Below are 16,109 nucleotides of genomic sequence, written 5' to 3' on the forward strand. Positions count from 1 at the left end.
CCGGGCAATGACACGACCCGATAGCGCAAAACCCCGTTTTCCGCCCCACCCTCGTCGGTAGCGGACCCAACAATTCGACAGGAAGGCAACCATGGGAATCAGACAGCGGCGCGACAGGAAACGATGTGCGATCGCGGCACTATGGCTGGTCGTTGCGCTGGCTCCGACAACGGCGATGGCGGCAAAGGAGCAGCTGGTCGCACCACTGACGACACCATGGACCGCAGCAGCCATGAACAGTCGGATTCCTCTGCCCGATTATCCCAGACCGCAAATGACACGGCGCAACTGGCTCAACTTGAATGGTCGCTGGGACTACATGAGCGGCCCACATCGAGCGGATCCATCCCTGCGCAGCGCCACCCCACCGCAGTTTCCCGCCAGGCCTCGACAGATCCGGGTGCCTTTTCCGCCGGAATCGTACCTCTCCGGCATCATGGAAAAGCAACCAATCAACATGTGGTATCGGCGCCGGTTCGCGATTCCGAAAACCTGGGCCAGACACAGGGTGTTGCTGCACTTCGGCGCCATTTCCTACCAGTCGGTGATCTATATCAACGGGCACCGCGCCGGCACGCACCGGGGTGATTGGGAAGCCTTCACCATCGATATCACCCGATGGCTGCATCCCGGAGCGAATGAAGTGATCGTCGGCGCACGGGATACCCACGATGGCAGGCATTCCAGCGGCAAGGGCGCCATCGACCACGGCGACTACACCTTCACCTCGGGCATCTGGCAAACCGTCTGGCTCGAACCCGTGCCCGAGACGTATATCAAACGCCTGGTGATCCATCCGAACCTGGACCAGTCGACAGTGACCGTAAAACCGCTGGTGCAGGGTGTGGCCAGCAAGGTTCAGGTGTCCGTGATTGCCGATGGGAAGACTATCGACAAGTCGACCCAAAACGGATCGGGCCCCGTACAAATTCATGTGGCTCAGCCACACGCATGGTCACCGCACGACCCCTATCTCTATGGTCTCGCGGTACGTCTGCTTGATGGGCACGGTCGCGTGCTGGACGAAGTGCAAAGCTATTTCGGCATGCGCAGCATCTGTCTCGGAATGGTCAACGGCCAGCTGCGACCGATGCTCAACGGCAAGTTCGTGTTCCAGATGGGTCCGCTGGACCAGGGCTACTGGCCCGACGGGATCTATACCGCGCCCAGCGATGCCGCCATCAAACACGATCTGGAGACGGTCAAGCGGCTGGGGTTCAACATGATCCGCAAGCATGCCAAGGTCGAGCCGCAGCGCTGGTATTACTGGGTAGACAAACTCGGCCTGCTGGTCTGGCAGGACATGCCCTCCATGTGGCTCCCCGATGACCACCCCCACCAGGTCCGCGACGAGTTCGAGCGTGAATGGCAGTCCATCATCAAGCAACACGCCAACTCGCCGGCCATCGTCACGTGGGTGCCCTTCAACGAGAACTGGGGCGCCTACGACGTGGCCCGGATCACGGCCTGGACCAAGCAGCTCGATCCGACACGGCTGGTCGATGGCAATACCGGCTACAACAACGCGCCCGGATATCGCAAGGCGCCGGGCGACCCCGGCAACGGCGACTTCAACGACCGTCATATCTATGTCGGTCCCGGCACACCGCCACGCCCAAGCGCCACCCGCGCCGCGGCGCTGGGCGAATATGGCGGCCTGGGCGAACGGGTGCCGGGCCACATGTGGCCCGGCAAGCACGATTCGTACGTCATGGAGCCCGATGCCGAAGCACTGACAACCCGCTATGAGAAACTCCAGGCGGAACTGCTGCCGCTGGTCGAAAAAGACGGTCTTGGTGCAGCCGTGTATACACAACTGACCGACGTCGAACACGAAGTCAACGGCTTCCTGACCTACGACCGACGCGTGGAAAAAATGGACTTCGCACGCGTACGCGCCGCCAACCAGGCGGTGTTCAAGGCGGCGGAAAAGATCGGTGCAGGAAAGTGCGTATCACCCGGCAGGCACTGACGGCGACTCCGGCGGTTTGCCCGGCATTCGCCGAGCCATCCTTTTGCCGCTTGCACGGTACTCCGCATGCGGGAACAGCGTGTCCGGCTGGATAGGAACGCGGTGGACCGGATTCAACCTCCGCCCAGCGCTAAGCTTCACTGGGCAAATCGGCGACGCCGGGCACGTGCCGCGCGAATTGCGCCTTGAACACCACGCCATCGTCCACGTTGGCCACTTCCACGCGGCCACGATGCGCCCGCACGAACTGATCGACGATGTACAGGCCGAGGCCCAGGCCGGACTTGGAGTTCTTGCCCGACCTGAAGGGATCGAACAGGTTCGGCAGCAGGTCTTCCGGGACGGTGCCCGCGTTCTTCACCTTGAGCGCCAACTGGCCCTGGTCGGTGCCATCGAGCATCACTTCGATGGGACGGGTGGGGTCGCCGTGCTCCAGGGCGTTGCCGATCAGGTTGGAGAAAACCTGGGCCAGGCGATCGCGGTCGAAGTGGCCTTTCACCCCGCCCGCAACGGATAGCGAAAACTCGCGGTCCGGATGGGCCATGCGCACTTCGTCGAGCACCGCGTCGGCGACCTCGGACAAATCCGCCTCGCATGCCTCGATCTGCAGCACTTCGGAACGGATGCGCGAAAATTCCAGCAGCTGCCCGATCATGCGTGACATGCGATGCGCACTGGTATGCATGTGCGCGATGTTGCGCGCAAATTCGCCCTCGCCCAACGCCGACTTGAGCACGTCCGCGCACAGCACGATCACCGACAACGGCGTGCGCAGGTCGTGCGAGAGGATCGCGATCATGGTCTCGTTGAGCTTGAGCGACTTTTCCAACTGCTGGTTCTTTTCGCTCAGCAATTGCCGTTGCCGATAGAGCTCGATGAAGACCTTGACCTTGCCTTCGATCACGTACGGATCGATCGGCTTGTGCAGAAAATCGACGGCGCCGGATTCGTAGCCCTTGAAGGAACGCAGCGGATCGTTGGGCGAAGCGGTCAGGAAGATGATCGGCACGTCGCGCGTCTTCTGCGATCCGCGCATCAGTTCGGCCAGCGCGAAACCGTCCATCTCCGGCATCTGCACGTCGAGCAGGGCCAGCGCCACGTCATGCGTGAGCAGCATCTCCAGCGCCTCCGCACCCGACGAGGCGAGCAGGACGTGGCGGCCTTCGGCGCGAAGCAGCGCCTCCATCGCGATCAGGTTCTGCGCGATGTCGTCGACGATCAGGATGTTCACCGGCGCTGCATCAGCCGGTGCGTTGTTCTCGGAGTGGAATGTATTCATGCTCGATTGCGCATCCGCTGGCAGATTTCCTCAAGAGTCAGGACCGCTTCGGCCCCAGCATAAGCCAGCGCCGCCGCCGGCATCATCGATGCAGTGGCGTCTTCCGGCGCCTGTACCCACGCAGTGCCTCCCGCGCGGCGCACCGCGGCAAGGCCGTTGCTGCCATCCGTACTCGCCCCGGTCAGCAAGATCGCCAGCAGGCGATTCGAGAAAACAGCGGCAGCCGAGCTGAACAACGGATCGATCGCCGGTCGCGAAAACAGCACCGGCTCGTCGAGTGACAACGCCACGCTGGCTTCGTCCTCCACCAGCATGTGGTAATCCGGCGGAGCAAACATGACCGAGCCACGTTCGATCCGCTGCTTGTCGCACGCCTCGTACACAGGCAATGCGCAGTATGCACCCAGAACCTCGGCAATCGTGCTCGGCCGATGCCTGGGCAGGTGCAGCACGATGAGCATCGGCGGCCGGAAATCCGCCGGCAATGCGCCCAGCAGTTCGCGCAGCGCGGTCACCCCGCCCGCCGACGCGCCCACCACGATGGCGTCGATGTCGTGCTGCCAATCCAGCGACGGCTTCACGGCGCGATCTTCCGGTAGATGCGCTGCTCGCGCACCACCGGCTCGAAAGCATCGGCATGCGTACCGAACTGCAGCGATTCCTTGTTGCCCAGGCCGAGGAATCCGCCGCGCACCAGCGCGTCGCGGAACAGGCCCACGGCGCGGTCCTGCAGCGCGCGGTTGAAATAGATCAGCACGTTGCGGCACGAAACCAGCTGCACTTCCGAGAACACGCTGTCGGTGGACAGGCTGTGGTCGGCGAAGACGATGTTCTTCTTCAGGCTGCGATCAAAGATCACGCCGTCGTAGGCGCTGGTGTAGTAATCGCCCAGCGAGGCCTTGCCTCCCGACGCCTGGTAATTCTTGCTGTAGCCGGCCACGTTGGCCACGTCGAAGCGGCCGCCGGCGGCCGCCTTGAGGGCCTCGGTGTTGATGTCGGTGGCGTAGATCAGCGAGCGCTCCAGCAAGCCCTCCTCGTGCAGCAGGATGGCGAGCGACCAGACCTCCTCGCCGCTGCTGCAGCCGGCCACCCACAGCTTGATCGACGGATAGGTGCGCAAGACCGGGATGACATGCTGGCGCAAGGCCAGGAAGTAGCCCGGGTCGCGAAACATCTCGGACACCTGCACCGTGAAATACTGCAGCATCTGCGAGAACAACGCCGGCTCGTGCAGCAGCCGATGCTGCAAATCGCTGATCCGCGCGCAGCCGAATTTCATCATCGCCTGGGTCATGCGCCGACGCAGCGATGCCGTCGCGTAATCGCGAAAATCGTAGTGATAGCGGAGATAGACCGCCTCCAGCAGCAGGCGGATCTCCAGATCGCGCAGCTCGGCTTCCTGGTCGCGCATTATTTGGGACACCACACCCGGCACAACGACACCAGCTTGTCGATCTGGATCGGCTTGGCGATGTAGTCGTTGGCGCCAGCGGCCAGGCATTCTTCCCGGTCATCCGCCATCGCCTTGGCGGTCAACGCGATGATCGGCAGGCTCGCCAGCTGTGGCTGTTCGCGGATGCGGCGCATGGCCGTCAAGCCGTCCATTTCCGGCATCATGATGTCCATCAATACCAGGTCGACGTCATGTTGCTGGAGATGCTCCAGCGCCTCCCGGCCATTGCGCGCCACTTCCAGGTTGACGCCCAGTGGTTCGAGCACGGCGGTCAGCGCGAAGATGTTCCGGACATCGTCTTCTACCAGCAGGATCGTGCGGCCGTCGAGCATCGCGTCACGCTGGCGTGCCTGCCGCAGCAGGCGCTGCTGGCTCGCCGGCAGGCTCGCCTCGACGCTGTGCAGGAACAGCGTCACCTCGTCGAGCAGGCGTTCGGGCGAGCGCGCACCCTTGATGATGATGGTCTTCGAGTAGCGCCGCAGCCGCTGCTCCTCGTCCCGCGTGAGCGCGCGCCCGGTGTAGACGATGACCGGCGGGAACGACAGCGATTCGTTCGTTGCCATGTGCTTGAGCAGGTCGTAACCGGTACCGTCCGGAAGCGCGAGGTCGGTGATCATGCAATCGAACGTCGTCGCGGACAGTTGCTCCAGTGCATCGGCGACCGTTCCTACCGCCACGATGTTGAGATGATCCTGCGCCAGCAACAACTTGAGATTGCTGCGCAGCTGCGCGTCGTCCTCGATGATCAGCAGGTTGCGCACCTCGCGCTGCTGGCGGTCTTCCAGCTGCTGGATGGCCTCCGCCAAGCGGTCCCGGGTGGCCGGCTTGAGCACGAAACCGACCGCACCGAGTTCCAGCGCGGTATGCGTACGGTCCAGCGCCGAGACGACGTGCACGGGGATGTGCCGGGTCGCCGGGTCGCGCTTGAGGCGTTCGAGCACGCTCAGGCCCGAGGCATCCGGCAGGCCGATGTCCAGCAGGATGCCGCTGGGCGAAAGCTCCGGTGCCAGTCGCAGCGCATCCTCCGCCGTGGAGGCCACCACGCAATCGAAATCCAGCTCGTGCGCCAGCTCGACCAGGGCTTGCGCAAAGGTCGAGTCGTCCTCCACCGCAAGAATCAGGCGGCCGGGGCGCTGCCGCGACGCGCTGTCGTCCTCGACCTCCTGCCCGGACGAAGGCGGTGCCGTGTCCGGGGTGGCATGAGGGGCCGCCGGGCTGACCGCAGGCTCCGCCGGCGCCGGCATGGGAACGGGCACGAGTGGCGGCGACACCGCTTTCGGCGCAGGCGTCGCCACCGTACCGTGCAGCGGCAATTCCAGGGTGAAACAACTGCCCCGCCCCGGCTCGCTGTCGACACTGATGTCGCCGCCCATGCGCTGGGCCAGCTCACGCGAAATGGAAAGACCCAGGCCGGTGCCACCGAAGCGCCGGCTGGTGCCGCCATCGGCCTGGCGGAAAGCCTCGAAGATCACCGCCTGCTGGTCGCGCGGAATGCCGATGCCGCTGTCGCAGACGATGAAGCGCACGCGATCGCGCGCGGCCGACTCCACCCGCAGCGAGATCTCGCCCGCGTTGGTGAACTTGATCGCGTTCGCCAGCAGGTTCTTGAGAATTTGCAGGATACGCTGCGTATCGCCCTGCATCGGCGCGGCCAGTTCCGGTGGACTGCCCAGCACGAAGCGCAGGCGCTTCTGGCTGATCAGCGGCTCGAACGTATCGTGCACGCGCTGGAAGATCGTTCCGAGCGAGACCGGCTCGATGTTCAACTCCACGTGTCCGGCCTCGATCTTGGACAGGTCGAGGATGTCGTTGATCAGCGCCAGCAGGTCGTTGTTGGAGGAATGGATGGCCTGCGCGTACTTGACCTGCTCGTCGGTCAGCGTGCCGGACTTGTTGTCGGCCAGCAGCTTGGCCAGGATCAGCGAGCTGTTGAGCGGCGTGCGCAACTCGTGCGACATGTTGGCCAGGAATTCGGACTTGTAGCGGCTGGTCGCTTCCAGCGACTGCGCGTTCCTGACCAGGTCCGACTGCACCTTGACCAGCGACTGCTTCTGCCGCTCCAGTTCCTGCGTGCGCTCCTCCAGCTGCACGTTGGTCTGCTCGAGCTCGGCCTGCTGCGACTCCAGCGAAGCCTGCGAGTGCTGCAATGCGCGGCTCTGCTCTTCCAGCTCTTCGTTGGCCACCCGCAATTCTTCCTGCTGGGTCTGCAGCTCTTCGCTCTGCTGCTGGGTCTCCTCCAGCAGCTCGTTCTGGCGCCTGCGGAACAGGGCCGTCTGCAGGGCGATGCCGATCAATTCGCCGGTCTGTTCCAGCAACGTCTGGTCGGCGCCGTACACATCCCGGGGCGCCAGTCGGCCCAGCTCGATCACGCCGCTGACCATGCCATCGACGGTGATTGGCATCAACAACAGCTCCGCCGGCGCGCTGCGTCCAAGCGACGAGACCACCGGGAGATGATCGGCCGGCAACGCCCCGACCTGGCGCGTCACACCAGCTTGCAGCGCCGCGCCAAGCAGTCCGGAATGCCGATCCAGCTTGCGCGGCTGGCGCTCGCTCAACGCAAGTCCGCCCGCCAGCACCAGATGGTCCCCCTGCAGCAGATACAACGCTCCGCATTGCGCCTGCAGGCTGCGGCACAACGAGGACACCGCATTCACCGCGAGCGACTCCGGACTCTGGTCGCCCCGCAACACATCGGACAAGGCATTGCGGCAGCGCTGCAGCCAGATCAGACGCTCCGAATCGCGCCGGTTCCGCAGCGCCTGCCACGACACAAAGGCCACCGCCCATGCCGAGACCATGCCTATGCCGCGGCTGACCAGGGAAATCTTGTCGTTGATCCCGTGCGGGGACAACTCAAACCCCAGATAGAGCAGCACCGTCGCCGCGATCGCCACGTAAAAGGGCATGCCGGGCCGCGTCTGGAACAGCGTGGCCCCCACCGCGATGAAATAAAGACACCAGACCGTGTAGCCAAGCGGAACGGCGATATCCATGCCCAGCGTGAGCAACATGAAAACGCCAATGGCACTGGGCACGACGACGTCGCGAAAAGATTGCTTGTTCATGGCAGGGCTTCTGATGGCCAGCGCCCATCGTAACGGACTGGCCATGATGAGTCTGTGCTTCACGGTATCGAAGCACCGGCTTCAAACGGACCGTGCATGTGAGGCGTCTCCCGCAGGAAGGAAAAACGTCCGCGCCAGGCGCAACCCACTTCCGCCCCGAACATTCCCGATCTGCACGATGGCAAATTGGTATCAATCAATCATTGACCTTTTAACTGGTAGCATGCTACCAATGCAGCTACGGGCTATCCGTTTCTCGTGGGGGAGCGTCATGGACATGTATCTATCGCCGTATGCACGCCGTTACATCTGCCTGGCCGTTGCCGTGGCCATGGCCTGTCCGCTGGGACTAATGGCCAAGGACAGCGGTCAGGAACAAACGGTTCCACCGATGGCTGGCAAGACCGACACGCAGGCGCGTGGCCATATTCCTGCTACCGCCAAAACCCAGGCCACCCAAAGGGAAGTGACGCGGCTCAGCACCATCATCGTGACGGCCGACAAGCGCAGCGAGCCGTTGCAGTACGTCCCCATGGCCGTGTCGGTGCTGACGCAGGATCAGCTTTCCCGCCAGAGCGCCACCAGCTTTGCCGACTACGTGGCCCAGGTTCCCGGCCTGAACGCCATCTCCTCGGGCGAGGGTTGGACCCAGCTGGTCCTTCGCGGCATCACCTCGGGAAGCCACCAGCCCAACGCAACCGTGGGCACATACATTGACGACACACCGTACGGTTCCAGCACCATTTACGCGGCCGGCAGCATGCTGACGCCGGACATCGATCCCAGCGACGTGCAGCGCATCGAAGTGCTGCACGGACCGCAAGGCACGCTCTATGGATCAAACACGCTGGGCGGCCTGATCAAGTTCGTCACGACACCCCCGGATACGACTCAGGCCAGCGCGCATGCCGATGTCGACGTCAACAGCGTGTCCGGCGGCGGCAGCGGTTTTGGCTCGCATGCGATGGTGAACATCCCGCTGGTGGCCGACACGCTCGGTTTGCGCGTCAACGCGTATGCCCGCACCGATCCGGGTTACATCGACAACGTCAGCACCGGCCAATCGGAAGTGAACAAGGCCGAGGTTCGCGGAGGGCGCGCGCAAGTGCTGTGGACTCCTAACGACAAGGTCTCGGTACGCTTCTCAGCGCTGGCGCAGAACCTGAGCAGCAATGGCGTGGCCAATGGTGGCATCGACCTCGATCCGGCCACGCTGCAGCCGGTCTACGGCTGGAACAAGCAGGCGCGCGCCGCCGGCACCGGCCTGTTCAAGGTGAAGTACCGCCTCTACGACTTGTCGGTCAAGGCCGACTTCGGCTGGGCCAAGCTGGTTTCCACCAGCAGTTACGGCACCTTGCGACTGAATGAAAACGTCGACAACACTGCTCTTTACGGCCCGCTGCTGAACCCGATGTTTGGCCTGTCAAACGGCGGTTATGCGGAGGTCCAGCCGATTGCGCTGAACAAGGTCACGCAGGAACTCCGCCTGCAGTCGCCCGAAGACCAGACTTGGGAATGGCGCACCGGCCTGTTCTTCACCCACGAACGCACCGTGGACCAGCAGGACATGGCGACCTTCGACGCCACTACCGGGACGCCGATCGCCTTGCCGACCATCGCTCATGTCTCCGTGGGACCGGCACTGTTCACGGAATGGGCCGGCTATGGCGACCTGACCTGGCACCCCACGTCCAAGCTGAGCGTGCTGGTCGGCGCCCGTTACAGCAACGACCGCACCACGTATTCGCAAACCAGCACGGGTCTGCTCATCGGCGACACGGACTTCACTTCGCGCAGCAGCGATCACCCGGTCACTTATCTCGTCAATCCCAGCTACAAGTTCACCGACAACGTCATGGCTTATGTGCGCGTGGCCTCCGGCTTCCGCCCCGGCGGCGCCAACGTCGGTGTCTCGCCCGGATTGGGTGCACCACTGACCTTTGAGCCGGACAAGCTGGTCAACTACGAGCTGGGCCTGAAGACGATGATGCTCGACGGGCGCATGAGCCTCGACGTTGATGCCTTCTACATCGACTGGTCCAAGGTTCAGCTGACGTCCGTCGTCGGCGGCATCGGCTTCCTCAGCAACGGCGGCAAGGCCATTAACCAAGGCTTCGAGGCAAGCTGGCGGCTTCATCCGCTGCGTGGCCTCACTCTGTGGTCAAACGCCTCCTACACGGACGCCAGCCTCGCCAAGGACAATCCGACAGGCAGTGTTTACGGCCTCAAGGGCAATCCCCTGCCGTACGTGCCGAAGTGGAGTGCCAACCTGGGTGCCGACTACAACTTCCCGATGGGCAGTTGGTCCGGCTTCGTGGGCGGCAACTTCAGCTACGTCGGCCGGCGCGCCGGGGAGTTCAACCAGATTCCCGCACCGCGCGTCTACCTGCCTGCCTACAACAATATCGATCTGTATGCGGGCGTGAATCTCGGCGACTGGAGCGTCAAGGTCTACGCCAAGAACCTGGCCAACCGGCACGGCATCACCTCGGTATGGCCGGAGACGCTGAACCCCGTGGGCAGCCCGTTCAATGCCACGGTGCAAACGCCGCGCACGGTCGGTGTGACGGTCAGCGTCGATTTCTGAGTCGCCGCTTGCTGAAGCCGGACGCACAGCCCTGTAGGAGCGGCTTCAGCCGCGATGCTTTTCAGGCTTTTCGGGCGCCATGCCAAAAGCATCGTGGCTGAAGCCGCTCCTACAAGTCGCTCCTGCCACGGAAAGCTGAGAGGCATTGAACGAAATGACGAGCAAGCTCCTGCCAGGCACCAAGGGAATTCACGCATGAACCGAGCATTGAGAGGCCTGGTCGCCTTGGTCGCCAGCGTCGGCCTGAGTGTGGCGATGGCACAGTCGACTGCATTGCCACCCTCGCCCGCTGTCAACGCGTCCACGAATAGGCCGGCGGCAGATGCTCCGGCAATGACGCAGCAAGATCTCGGGTCCTTCTTCGATGGCCTGATGCCGTACGCACTTCGTCGCGACGACATCGCCGGTGGCGTGGTGGTCGTGGTGAAGGACGGCAAGGTGCTGTTCGCCCGTGGTTACGGCTATGCCGACCTGGCCACCCGCACGCCGGTATCGCCGGACGCCACGCTGTTCCGGCCCGGCTCCACCTCCAAGCTGTTCACCTGGACGGCGGTGATGCAGCTGGTGGAACAAGGCAAGTTGAGCCTGGATCGCGACGTCAATGACTATCTCGACTTCCACATCCCGGCCTGGCACGGCAAGCCGATCACCTTGCGCGAGCTGATGACGCATACCGCAGGCTTCGAAGACGTTACCCGTGGCCTGATGCCGGCGTCACCCAAGGACCTGAACCTTCAGCGCTACCTGAAGGATCGGCTGCCGACACGCATCTTTCCGCCCGGCAAGATCGTGGCCTATTCCAACTATGGCTGCGGACTGGCCGGCTACATCGTGCAGCGGGCTTCTGGCGAACCCTTCGCGCAGTACATCGAACAGCACATCCTGCAGCCACTGGGAATGAGCCATTCAACCTTCGCGCAACCCCTGCCGCCGGCGCTGGCGCCGCTGATGTCCAAGGGTTATCTGCGCGCTTCCGACGGCAAACCACAACCGTTCGAACTGATCGATCCCCCGCCGGCCGGCGCGATGAGCACGACGGCGACGGACATGGCGAAATTCATGATCGCCCAGCTGCAGGATGGTCGCTACGGCGACGCGCAAATCCTGCAACCTGCCACCGTCAGGCTGATGCACAGCCAGCAATACGCACCCGCGCCCGGCATGCCCGGCTTCGACCTGGGTTTCTACCAGGAAAACCGCAACGGCCTGCGCATCATCGGTCACGCCGGCGACACCATGTTGTTCCACAGCGACCTGCACCTGCTGCTGGATAAGGACGTGGGCCTGTTCCTCTCATTCAACAGTGCCGGCAATCCCACGGCCGGCGGCACCCTGACGCTGCGACGGGCGATCTTCCACGCCTTTCTTGATCGCTACTTCCCGACCCCGTTGCCCGTGCAGGCGCCGGCACCGCTGAGCGCAAGCGCCGACGCGACCAAGGTAGCCGGCTGGTACCAGACGTCACGACGCAACGACAGCGCAATGCGTCTGTTCAATCTGCTTTCGCAGTTCCATGTCGCCGCATCGTCGGATGGCACCTTGACGGTGTCGCCCATGCTCAGCAACGACGCCGGTGAACCGTTGCGCTGGCGCGAAGTCGCACCGCTGAAGTACCGCGAAATGAACGGCAGGGATCGGCTGAGCTTCGTCGCGGACGCAGACGGCCACATCCGTTACTGGACCACTACCTACATCGCCCCCGTCATGGTGTTCCAGCGTGTTTCCGCTGCACGTAGCAAGGGCACCGCAATGCCGCTCGCGGGGCTGTCCCTGCTAATCCTGCTGACAACACTGGCGACGTGGGGCCTGGGCTGTTGGCAGCGTCACCATTACCGGGCCACGCTGGAACTGCTACCGGCCCTGCGTCGCAGCCGCCTGTTCTCGCGGCTGGGCGCGCTGGCGCTGTTCGTCGATCTGACAGGCTGGCTCGTGCTGGCCGCAACCATCGGCACGCATCCGACGCTGCTACTGCAAGGCACTGCTGCGCCATGGATGACGGCGCTGTACGTCTTCGGCGTGGTTGCGCTGCTCGGCGCACTTGCTGTCGTGTTGCATGCAATCAACAGCTGGCGCCTGGGATCACGCAGCCTGCGTGTGCGGCTAGGCGAGACACTGCTCGCGCTCGCTGCGCTCTATCTCGGCTGGTTCATCCTGGTCTTCGGACTGGTGAGCTTCAACACGCACTTCTGACAAGGAATGATGATGACAAACCGCCGTCATCCAGCGCTCAAGCTGAGCGCGCACATCGAAAAGCTGCCGCTCAAGCAGCCATTCCATATCACCGGCTACACCTTCACCGCCTGCGACGCGCTGGTGGTGACCTTGCGCGACGGCGAATGCAGCGGCCGCGGCGAGGGGCTTGGCGTCTATTACCGTCACGACACGCCAAGCACGATGCTGCAGCAAGTCGAGCAGCTGCGCGACACCATCGAGCAAGGCATCACGCGCGAGCAGTTGCTGGAGCTACTACCAGCCGGTGGCGCACGCAATGCCGTGGACTGCGCATTGTGGGAACTGGAGGCCAGCCGCGCGAATACTTCCGTCTGGCAGCTTGCCGGCCTGCGCCGACCCGAATCACTGCTGACCACCTACACGCTCAGCGCCGATGAGCCCGAGGTGGTCGGCGCCACTGCGCGCAGTTTCGTCAATGCTCGCGCACTCAAGCTCAAGCTCACCAATGACCCACTCAATGTCGAGCGCGTGCGCGCCGTACGCGCCGCCTGCCCCGACGCATGGTTGATGGTGGACGCCAACCAGGGCCTAACGCGCGAGTCGTTGACGCGCATGCTGCCCACCTTTGTGGAAGCCCGCGTGGCTGTGGTCGAACAACCGTTCCCGATCGGCAACGAGAGCTGGTTTGACGGGCTGAACTATCCCATCCCGCTGGCCGCCGACGAGAGCGTGCAGGACCGCACCGACCTGCATGGGCTCGAAGGTCGCGTGCAGGTGATCAACATCAAGCTGGACAAGTGCGGCGGCCTCACCGCTGGCCTCACGCTAGCCCGCGAGGCCAGCGCGCTCGGCTTCCGGCTGATGGTCGGCAACATGGGCGGCTCGTCGCTGTCGATGGGGCCGGCCTTCGTGCTGGGATCGTTATGTTCTGTGGTCGACCTGGACGGTCCGATGTTCATTCAGGCCGACCGTGAGCCCGGGGTCAGCTACCGCGACGGGCACGTGTGGTGCCCGGACGCGGTCTGGGGCGGATCGCATACCATCGCCGCATGAAGCATTCGGACACGACCCGACCCACGGCACGCGAGCGTCAATTCCTCGGCCATCCGCTCGGCCTGAGCGTGCTGTTCCTGACCGAGATGTGGGAGATGTTCTCCTTCTTCGGCATGCGCGCGCTGCTGGTCTACTACATGACCATGCGGCTGGATTTCGGCCAGGAATACGCCTCGATGGTATATGGGGCCTACGCGGCCTTCGTCTATTTCACCCCGGTGTTCGGCGGCATGGCGACGGACCGCTGGCTGGGCAAGCGGCGAGCGGTGATCATTGGCGCATCCACCATGGCGCTGGGCCATTTCATGATGGCCTCCGAGGCGCTGTTCTATCCCGCCCTGGTCACCATCGCTCTGGGCAACGGCCTGTTCCTGCCCAGCCTGGCCAGCCAGATCAAGGGGCTGTACCGCGAGGGTGATCCGCGCAGCAAGAGCGCCTACAACGTCTATTACGTAGGTGTGAACCTGGGGGCGTTTCTGGCACCACTGGTGTGCGGCTTCCTGGGGGAAGCCTATGGCTGGCACTGGGGCTTCACCGCCGCCGGTATCGGCATGCTGGCGTCGCTGGTGATCTATCTCGCCGGAAGCCGGCATCTGCCGCAGGAGTCTCCACCCACGGCAAAGACCCAGACATCGCGTATGCCACTGGATCAATCCGTACGGCGACGACTTGTCTTTCTTGCCGGCATTGCCGCCATCGTCGTGGTGTTTCGCGGTGCATACGAGCAGGTGGGCAACACCATTGCACTGTGGGCGGAAGTGGGCGTGAACCGGCAGGTCACCGCCGGCTGGAGCATTCCGATGGCCTGGTTCCAGGCACTGGATCCGCTGGTGGTCTTCGCGGCCACGCCGTGGCTGGTGGCACGCTGGACGCGTTTGGCGAAGCATGGCGTGGACACGCCATCGCTGCACAAGATGGCATTCGGCGCGGCCATCGTCGGCTTGTCCTATCTGCTGCTCGCCGCCGTCGCCGCGTGGAGCGAGGCACAAGGCATGCGCGCCCATTGGACGTGGCTGGTGGGGTGGTTCGTGCTGATGACGCTGGGCGAGCTGTACATACTACCGGTGGGTCTGGGCCTGTTCGGTCGCATGGCGCCGGAAGGCTTCGGTGCAACGTGCATCGCGCTCTGGTTCTTCGCCGGCTTTTTCGGAAACCTGCTCGCCGGCGCGCTAGGCACGTTATGGAGCGTGCTGTCCCACGGTGACTTCTTCCTGGTGATCGGTTGCGTCGCCGGTTTCGCCGCGGCGTTGCTGTTCATCGTCGGTGTTCGCGTGAAGCGCAAGGAAAAGCGCGATAATCCAGATCTGACCACCACGGTTTCGCAATGAGCTGACTTCGATGGCCAAGGATTTAAAGCAAAAACTCATGGATCACTGGGAGCGCTTCACCGCCTCCGAGCAGAAGGTCGCCACCTACCTGATTCACAACATCGCCGACCTGCCTTTCGAAACGGGCGCATCACTGAGCAAGCGTGTCGGCGTGAGCCCGATGACTATCGGGCGTTTTGTGCGAACCCTGGGTTACGAAGGCCTGAACGAGTTGAAAGAGGCGTTCCGGGTCGACAGCAGCTGGCGGCATTTCTACTCGCAGCCGAAGCAACCCAGGGACAGCGATCCGATCACCTCGCACCTGCTGGCGGAGACCCGCGCGCTGGACAGCGTGCACGAGCTGGCCCGCAGCAAGGAATGGAAAGCGATCATCCAGTTGCTGGTGTCGGCCGACCGGGTCTCGGTGGCAAGTTTCCAGCACAGCACCTTCCTTGGCCTTGGCCTGGCGAAGTTGTTGCAACAGGTGCGCCCGCACGTGGCCTTCAACGATGGCTCGGACGGAGCCTACGTCGACATGCTGCTGGACTCGACGAAAAACAGCTGCGTGGTCCTGATCGACCAGCGCCGCTACTTCAAGCAGTTCCGCGACGTGGCCGAGCATGTAGCACGGCGCGGGATTCCGCTGGTGCTGATCACCGATGTCGAATGCCACTGGGCGCGTGAGCTCACGCCCCACTCGCTGATGATCCCGGCGAGCGAGATGTGGCACAGCTACAGCGCGATGTCGAGCCTGATCAGCCTTATCGTCGCCCTGGTCATCGATGAAAGCGATGCCGTCATGGAACGGCTGAGCGAGATCAACGAACTCCGGCAGGACCTGGTCGGCTATGTCGGCCCGCTGCCCGGCAAGACACGGAAACGTGCGAAGAAATAGCTGCGGTCATGTGCAGTCTCAAGGCAACGCTGGCGAGAAGGACCTCGCCCCTCGCGACGTGGGTCAGTCGCATGCGGCGCATCCGAACCTGACGGGAGCGGATTGTCCAAGAAGGACTCGGTCACAGACGGATCACAAGCAACAAGAAACCCAAGATTTTCCGGGGGTTCTGGGCGAATCCTGGACAAATTGCCATAAAGTGGCAGAAATAACCGTCAAATAGTGTCTGGATGACGGCCCCGTTGACACGATATGCCTGAAACTTTCAGGCATATCGTGTCACGCGTGCGAATTCACCCAGAGCTCCATGAGCTTCCAAGCCA

The 16,109-nt window shown here is 63.3% G+C and carries 10 protein-coding genes; 6 read left to right on the forward strand and 4 right to left on the reverse strand.

Going from position 1 to position 16,109, the window contains the following annotated elements:
• Window positions 1-91: 91 nt before the first annotated feature.
• A complete protein-coding gene (locus AB7849_RS03600) occupies window positions 92-1,972 on the forward strand; it encodes a glycoside hydrolase family 2 protein (protein WP_092701593.1) in 1,881 nt (626 codons plus the stop codon).
• A 130-nt stretch (window positions 1,973-2,102) separates the two neighbouring features.
• On the opposite strand, the gene AB7849_RS03605 is transcribed toward AB7849_RS03600, so the two are convergent.
• From AB7849_RS03605 to AB7849_RS03620, 4 genes are read right to left on the reverse strand one after another with little or no spacing between them, the layout of a single operon-like run.
• The gene (locus AB7849_RS03605; protein ID WP_092701596.1) at window positions 2,103-3,251 is read right to left on the reverse strand and encodes a hybrid sensor histidine kinase/response regulator; all 1,149 of its coding nucleotides are present in this window, start codon (window positions 3,249-3,251) and stop codon (window positions 2,103-2,105) included.
• On the reverse strand, window positions 3,248-3,832 hold the full coding sequence (locus AB7849_RS03610) for a chemotaxis protein CheB (RefSeq protein ID WP_092701599.1): 585 nt from the start codon (window positions 3,830-3,832) through the stop codon (window positions 3,248-3,250). Before AB7849_RS03610 ends, AB7849_RS03605 begins: the two co-directional genes overlap by 4 nt.
• The gene (locus AB7849_RS03615) at window positions 3,829-4,686 is read right to left on the reverse strand and encodes a CheR family methyltransferase (protein ID WP_425438642.1); all 858 of its coding nucleotides are present in this window, start codon (window positions 4,684-4,686) and stop codon (window positions 3,829-3,831) included. The genes AB7849_RS03610 and AB7849_RS03615 overlap by 4 nt, the downstream gene beginning before the upstream one ends.
• Entirely contained in the window at window positions 4,662-7,772 is a 3,111-nt protein-coding gene (locus AB7849_RS03620; protein WP_439822699.1) for a response regulator, read from the reverse strand. The genes AB7849_RS03615 and AB7849_RS03620 overlap by 25 nt, the downstream gene beginning before the upstream one ends.
• A gap of 271 nt (window positions 7,773-8,043) precedes the next feature.
• Here AB7849_RS03620 and AB7849_RS03625 point away from each other — a divergent pair, with 271 nt between their 5' ends.
• From AB7849_RS03625 to AB7849_RS03645, 5 genes are all read left to right on the forward strand, one after another.
• Window positions 8,044-10,359, forward strand: coding sequence for a TonB-dependent receptor (locus AB7849_RS03625; RefSeq protein WP_369500592.1), 2,316 nt, complete (start codon window positions 8,044-8,046; stop codon window positions 10,357-10,359).
• Between the two features lie 372 nt (window positions 10,360-10,731).
• Window positions 10,732-12,549, forward strand: a complete 1,818-nt coding sequence (locus tag AB7849_RS03630) for a serine hydrolase domain-containing protein (RefSeq protein WP_369500593.1) — start codon at window positions 10,732-10,734, stop codon at window positions 12,547-12,549.
• Window positions 12,550-12,561: 12 nt separating this feature from the next.
• Entirely contained in the window at window positions 12,562-13,584 is a 1,023-nt protein-coding gene (locus AB7849_RS03635; protein ID WP_369500594.1) for a dipeptide epimerase, read from the forward strand.
• Window positions 13,581-14,912: a peptide MFS transporter gene (locus tag AB7849_RS03640; protein WP_369500595.1), complete on the forward strand. Its 1,332-nt coding sequence runs from the start codon at window positions 13,581-13,583 to the stop codon at window positions 14,910-14,912. Before AB7849_RS03635 ends, AB7849_RS03640 begins: the two co-directional genes overlap by 4 nt.
• A gap of 10 nt (window positions 14,913-14,922) precedes the next feature.
• Window positions 14,923-15,786 carry a MurR/RpiR family transcriptional regulator gene (locus tag AB7849_RS03645; protein WP_369500596.1) on the forward strand — a complete coding sequence of 288 codons (864 nt, stop codon included), beginning with the start codon at window positions 14,923-14,925 and terminating at the stop codon, window positions 15,784-15,786.
• The last annotated feature ends 323 nt before the right edge of the window (window positions 15,787-16,109 follow it).

Source organism: Rhodanobacter sp. FW021-MT20 (assembly GCF_041107475.1).
GTDB classification, from domain to species: Bacteria; Pseudomonadota; Gammaproteobacteria; order Xanthomonadales; family Rhodanobacteraceae; genus Rhodanobacter_A; species Rhodanobacter_A glycinis.

What these genes read in the sequence shown, in the direction of transcription:
- AB7849_RS03645 (WP_369500596.1), top strand. Translation starts at nt 14,923, where the DNA reads ATGGCCAAGGATTTAAAGCAAAAACTCATGGATCACTGGGAGCGCTTC.
- AB7849_RS03640 (WP_369500595.1), top strand. Translation starts at nt 13,581, where the DNA reads ATGAAGCATTCGGACACGACCCGACCCACGGCACGCGAGCGTCAATTC.
- AB7849_RS03635 (WP_369500594.1), top strand. Translation starts at nt 12,562, where the DNA reads ATGACAAACCGCCGTCATCCAGCGCTCAAGCTGAGCGCGCACATCGAA.
- AB7849_RS03600 (WP_092701593.1), top strand. Translation starts at nt 92, where the DNA reads ATGGGAATCAGACAGCGGCGCGACAGGAAACGATGTGCGATCGCGGCA.
- AB7849_RS03620 (WP_439822699.1), bottom strand. Translation starts at nt 7,772, where the DNA reads ATGAACAAGCAATCTTTTCGCGACGTCGTCGTGCCCAGTGCCATTGGC.
- AB7849_RS03630 (WP_369500593.1), top strand. Translation starts at nt 10,732, where the DNA reads ATGCCGTACGCACTTCGTCGCGACGACATCGCCGGTGGCGTGGTGGTC.
- AB7849_RS03625 (WP_369500592.1), top strand. Translation starts at nt 8,044, where the DNA reads ATGGACATGTATCTATCGCCGTATGCACGCCGTTACATCTGCCTGGCC.
- AB7849_RS03605 (WP_092701596.1), bottom strand. Translation starts at nt 3,251, where the DNA reads ATGAATACATTCCACTCCGAGAACAACGCACCGGCTGATGCAGCGCCG.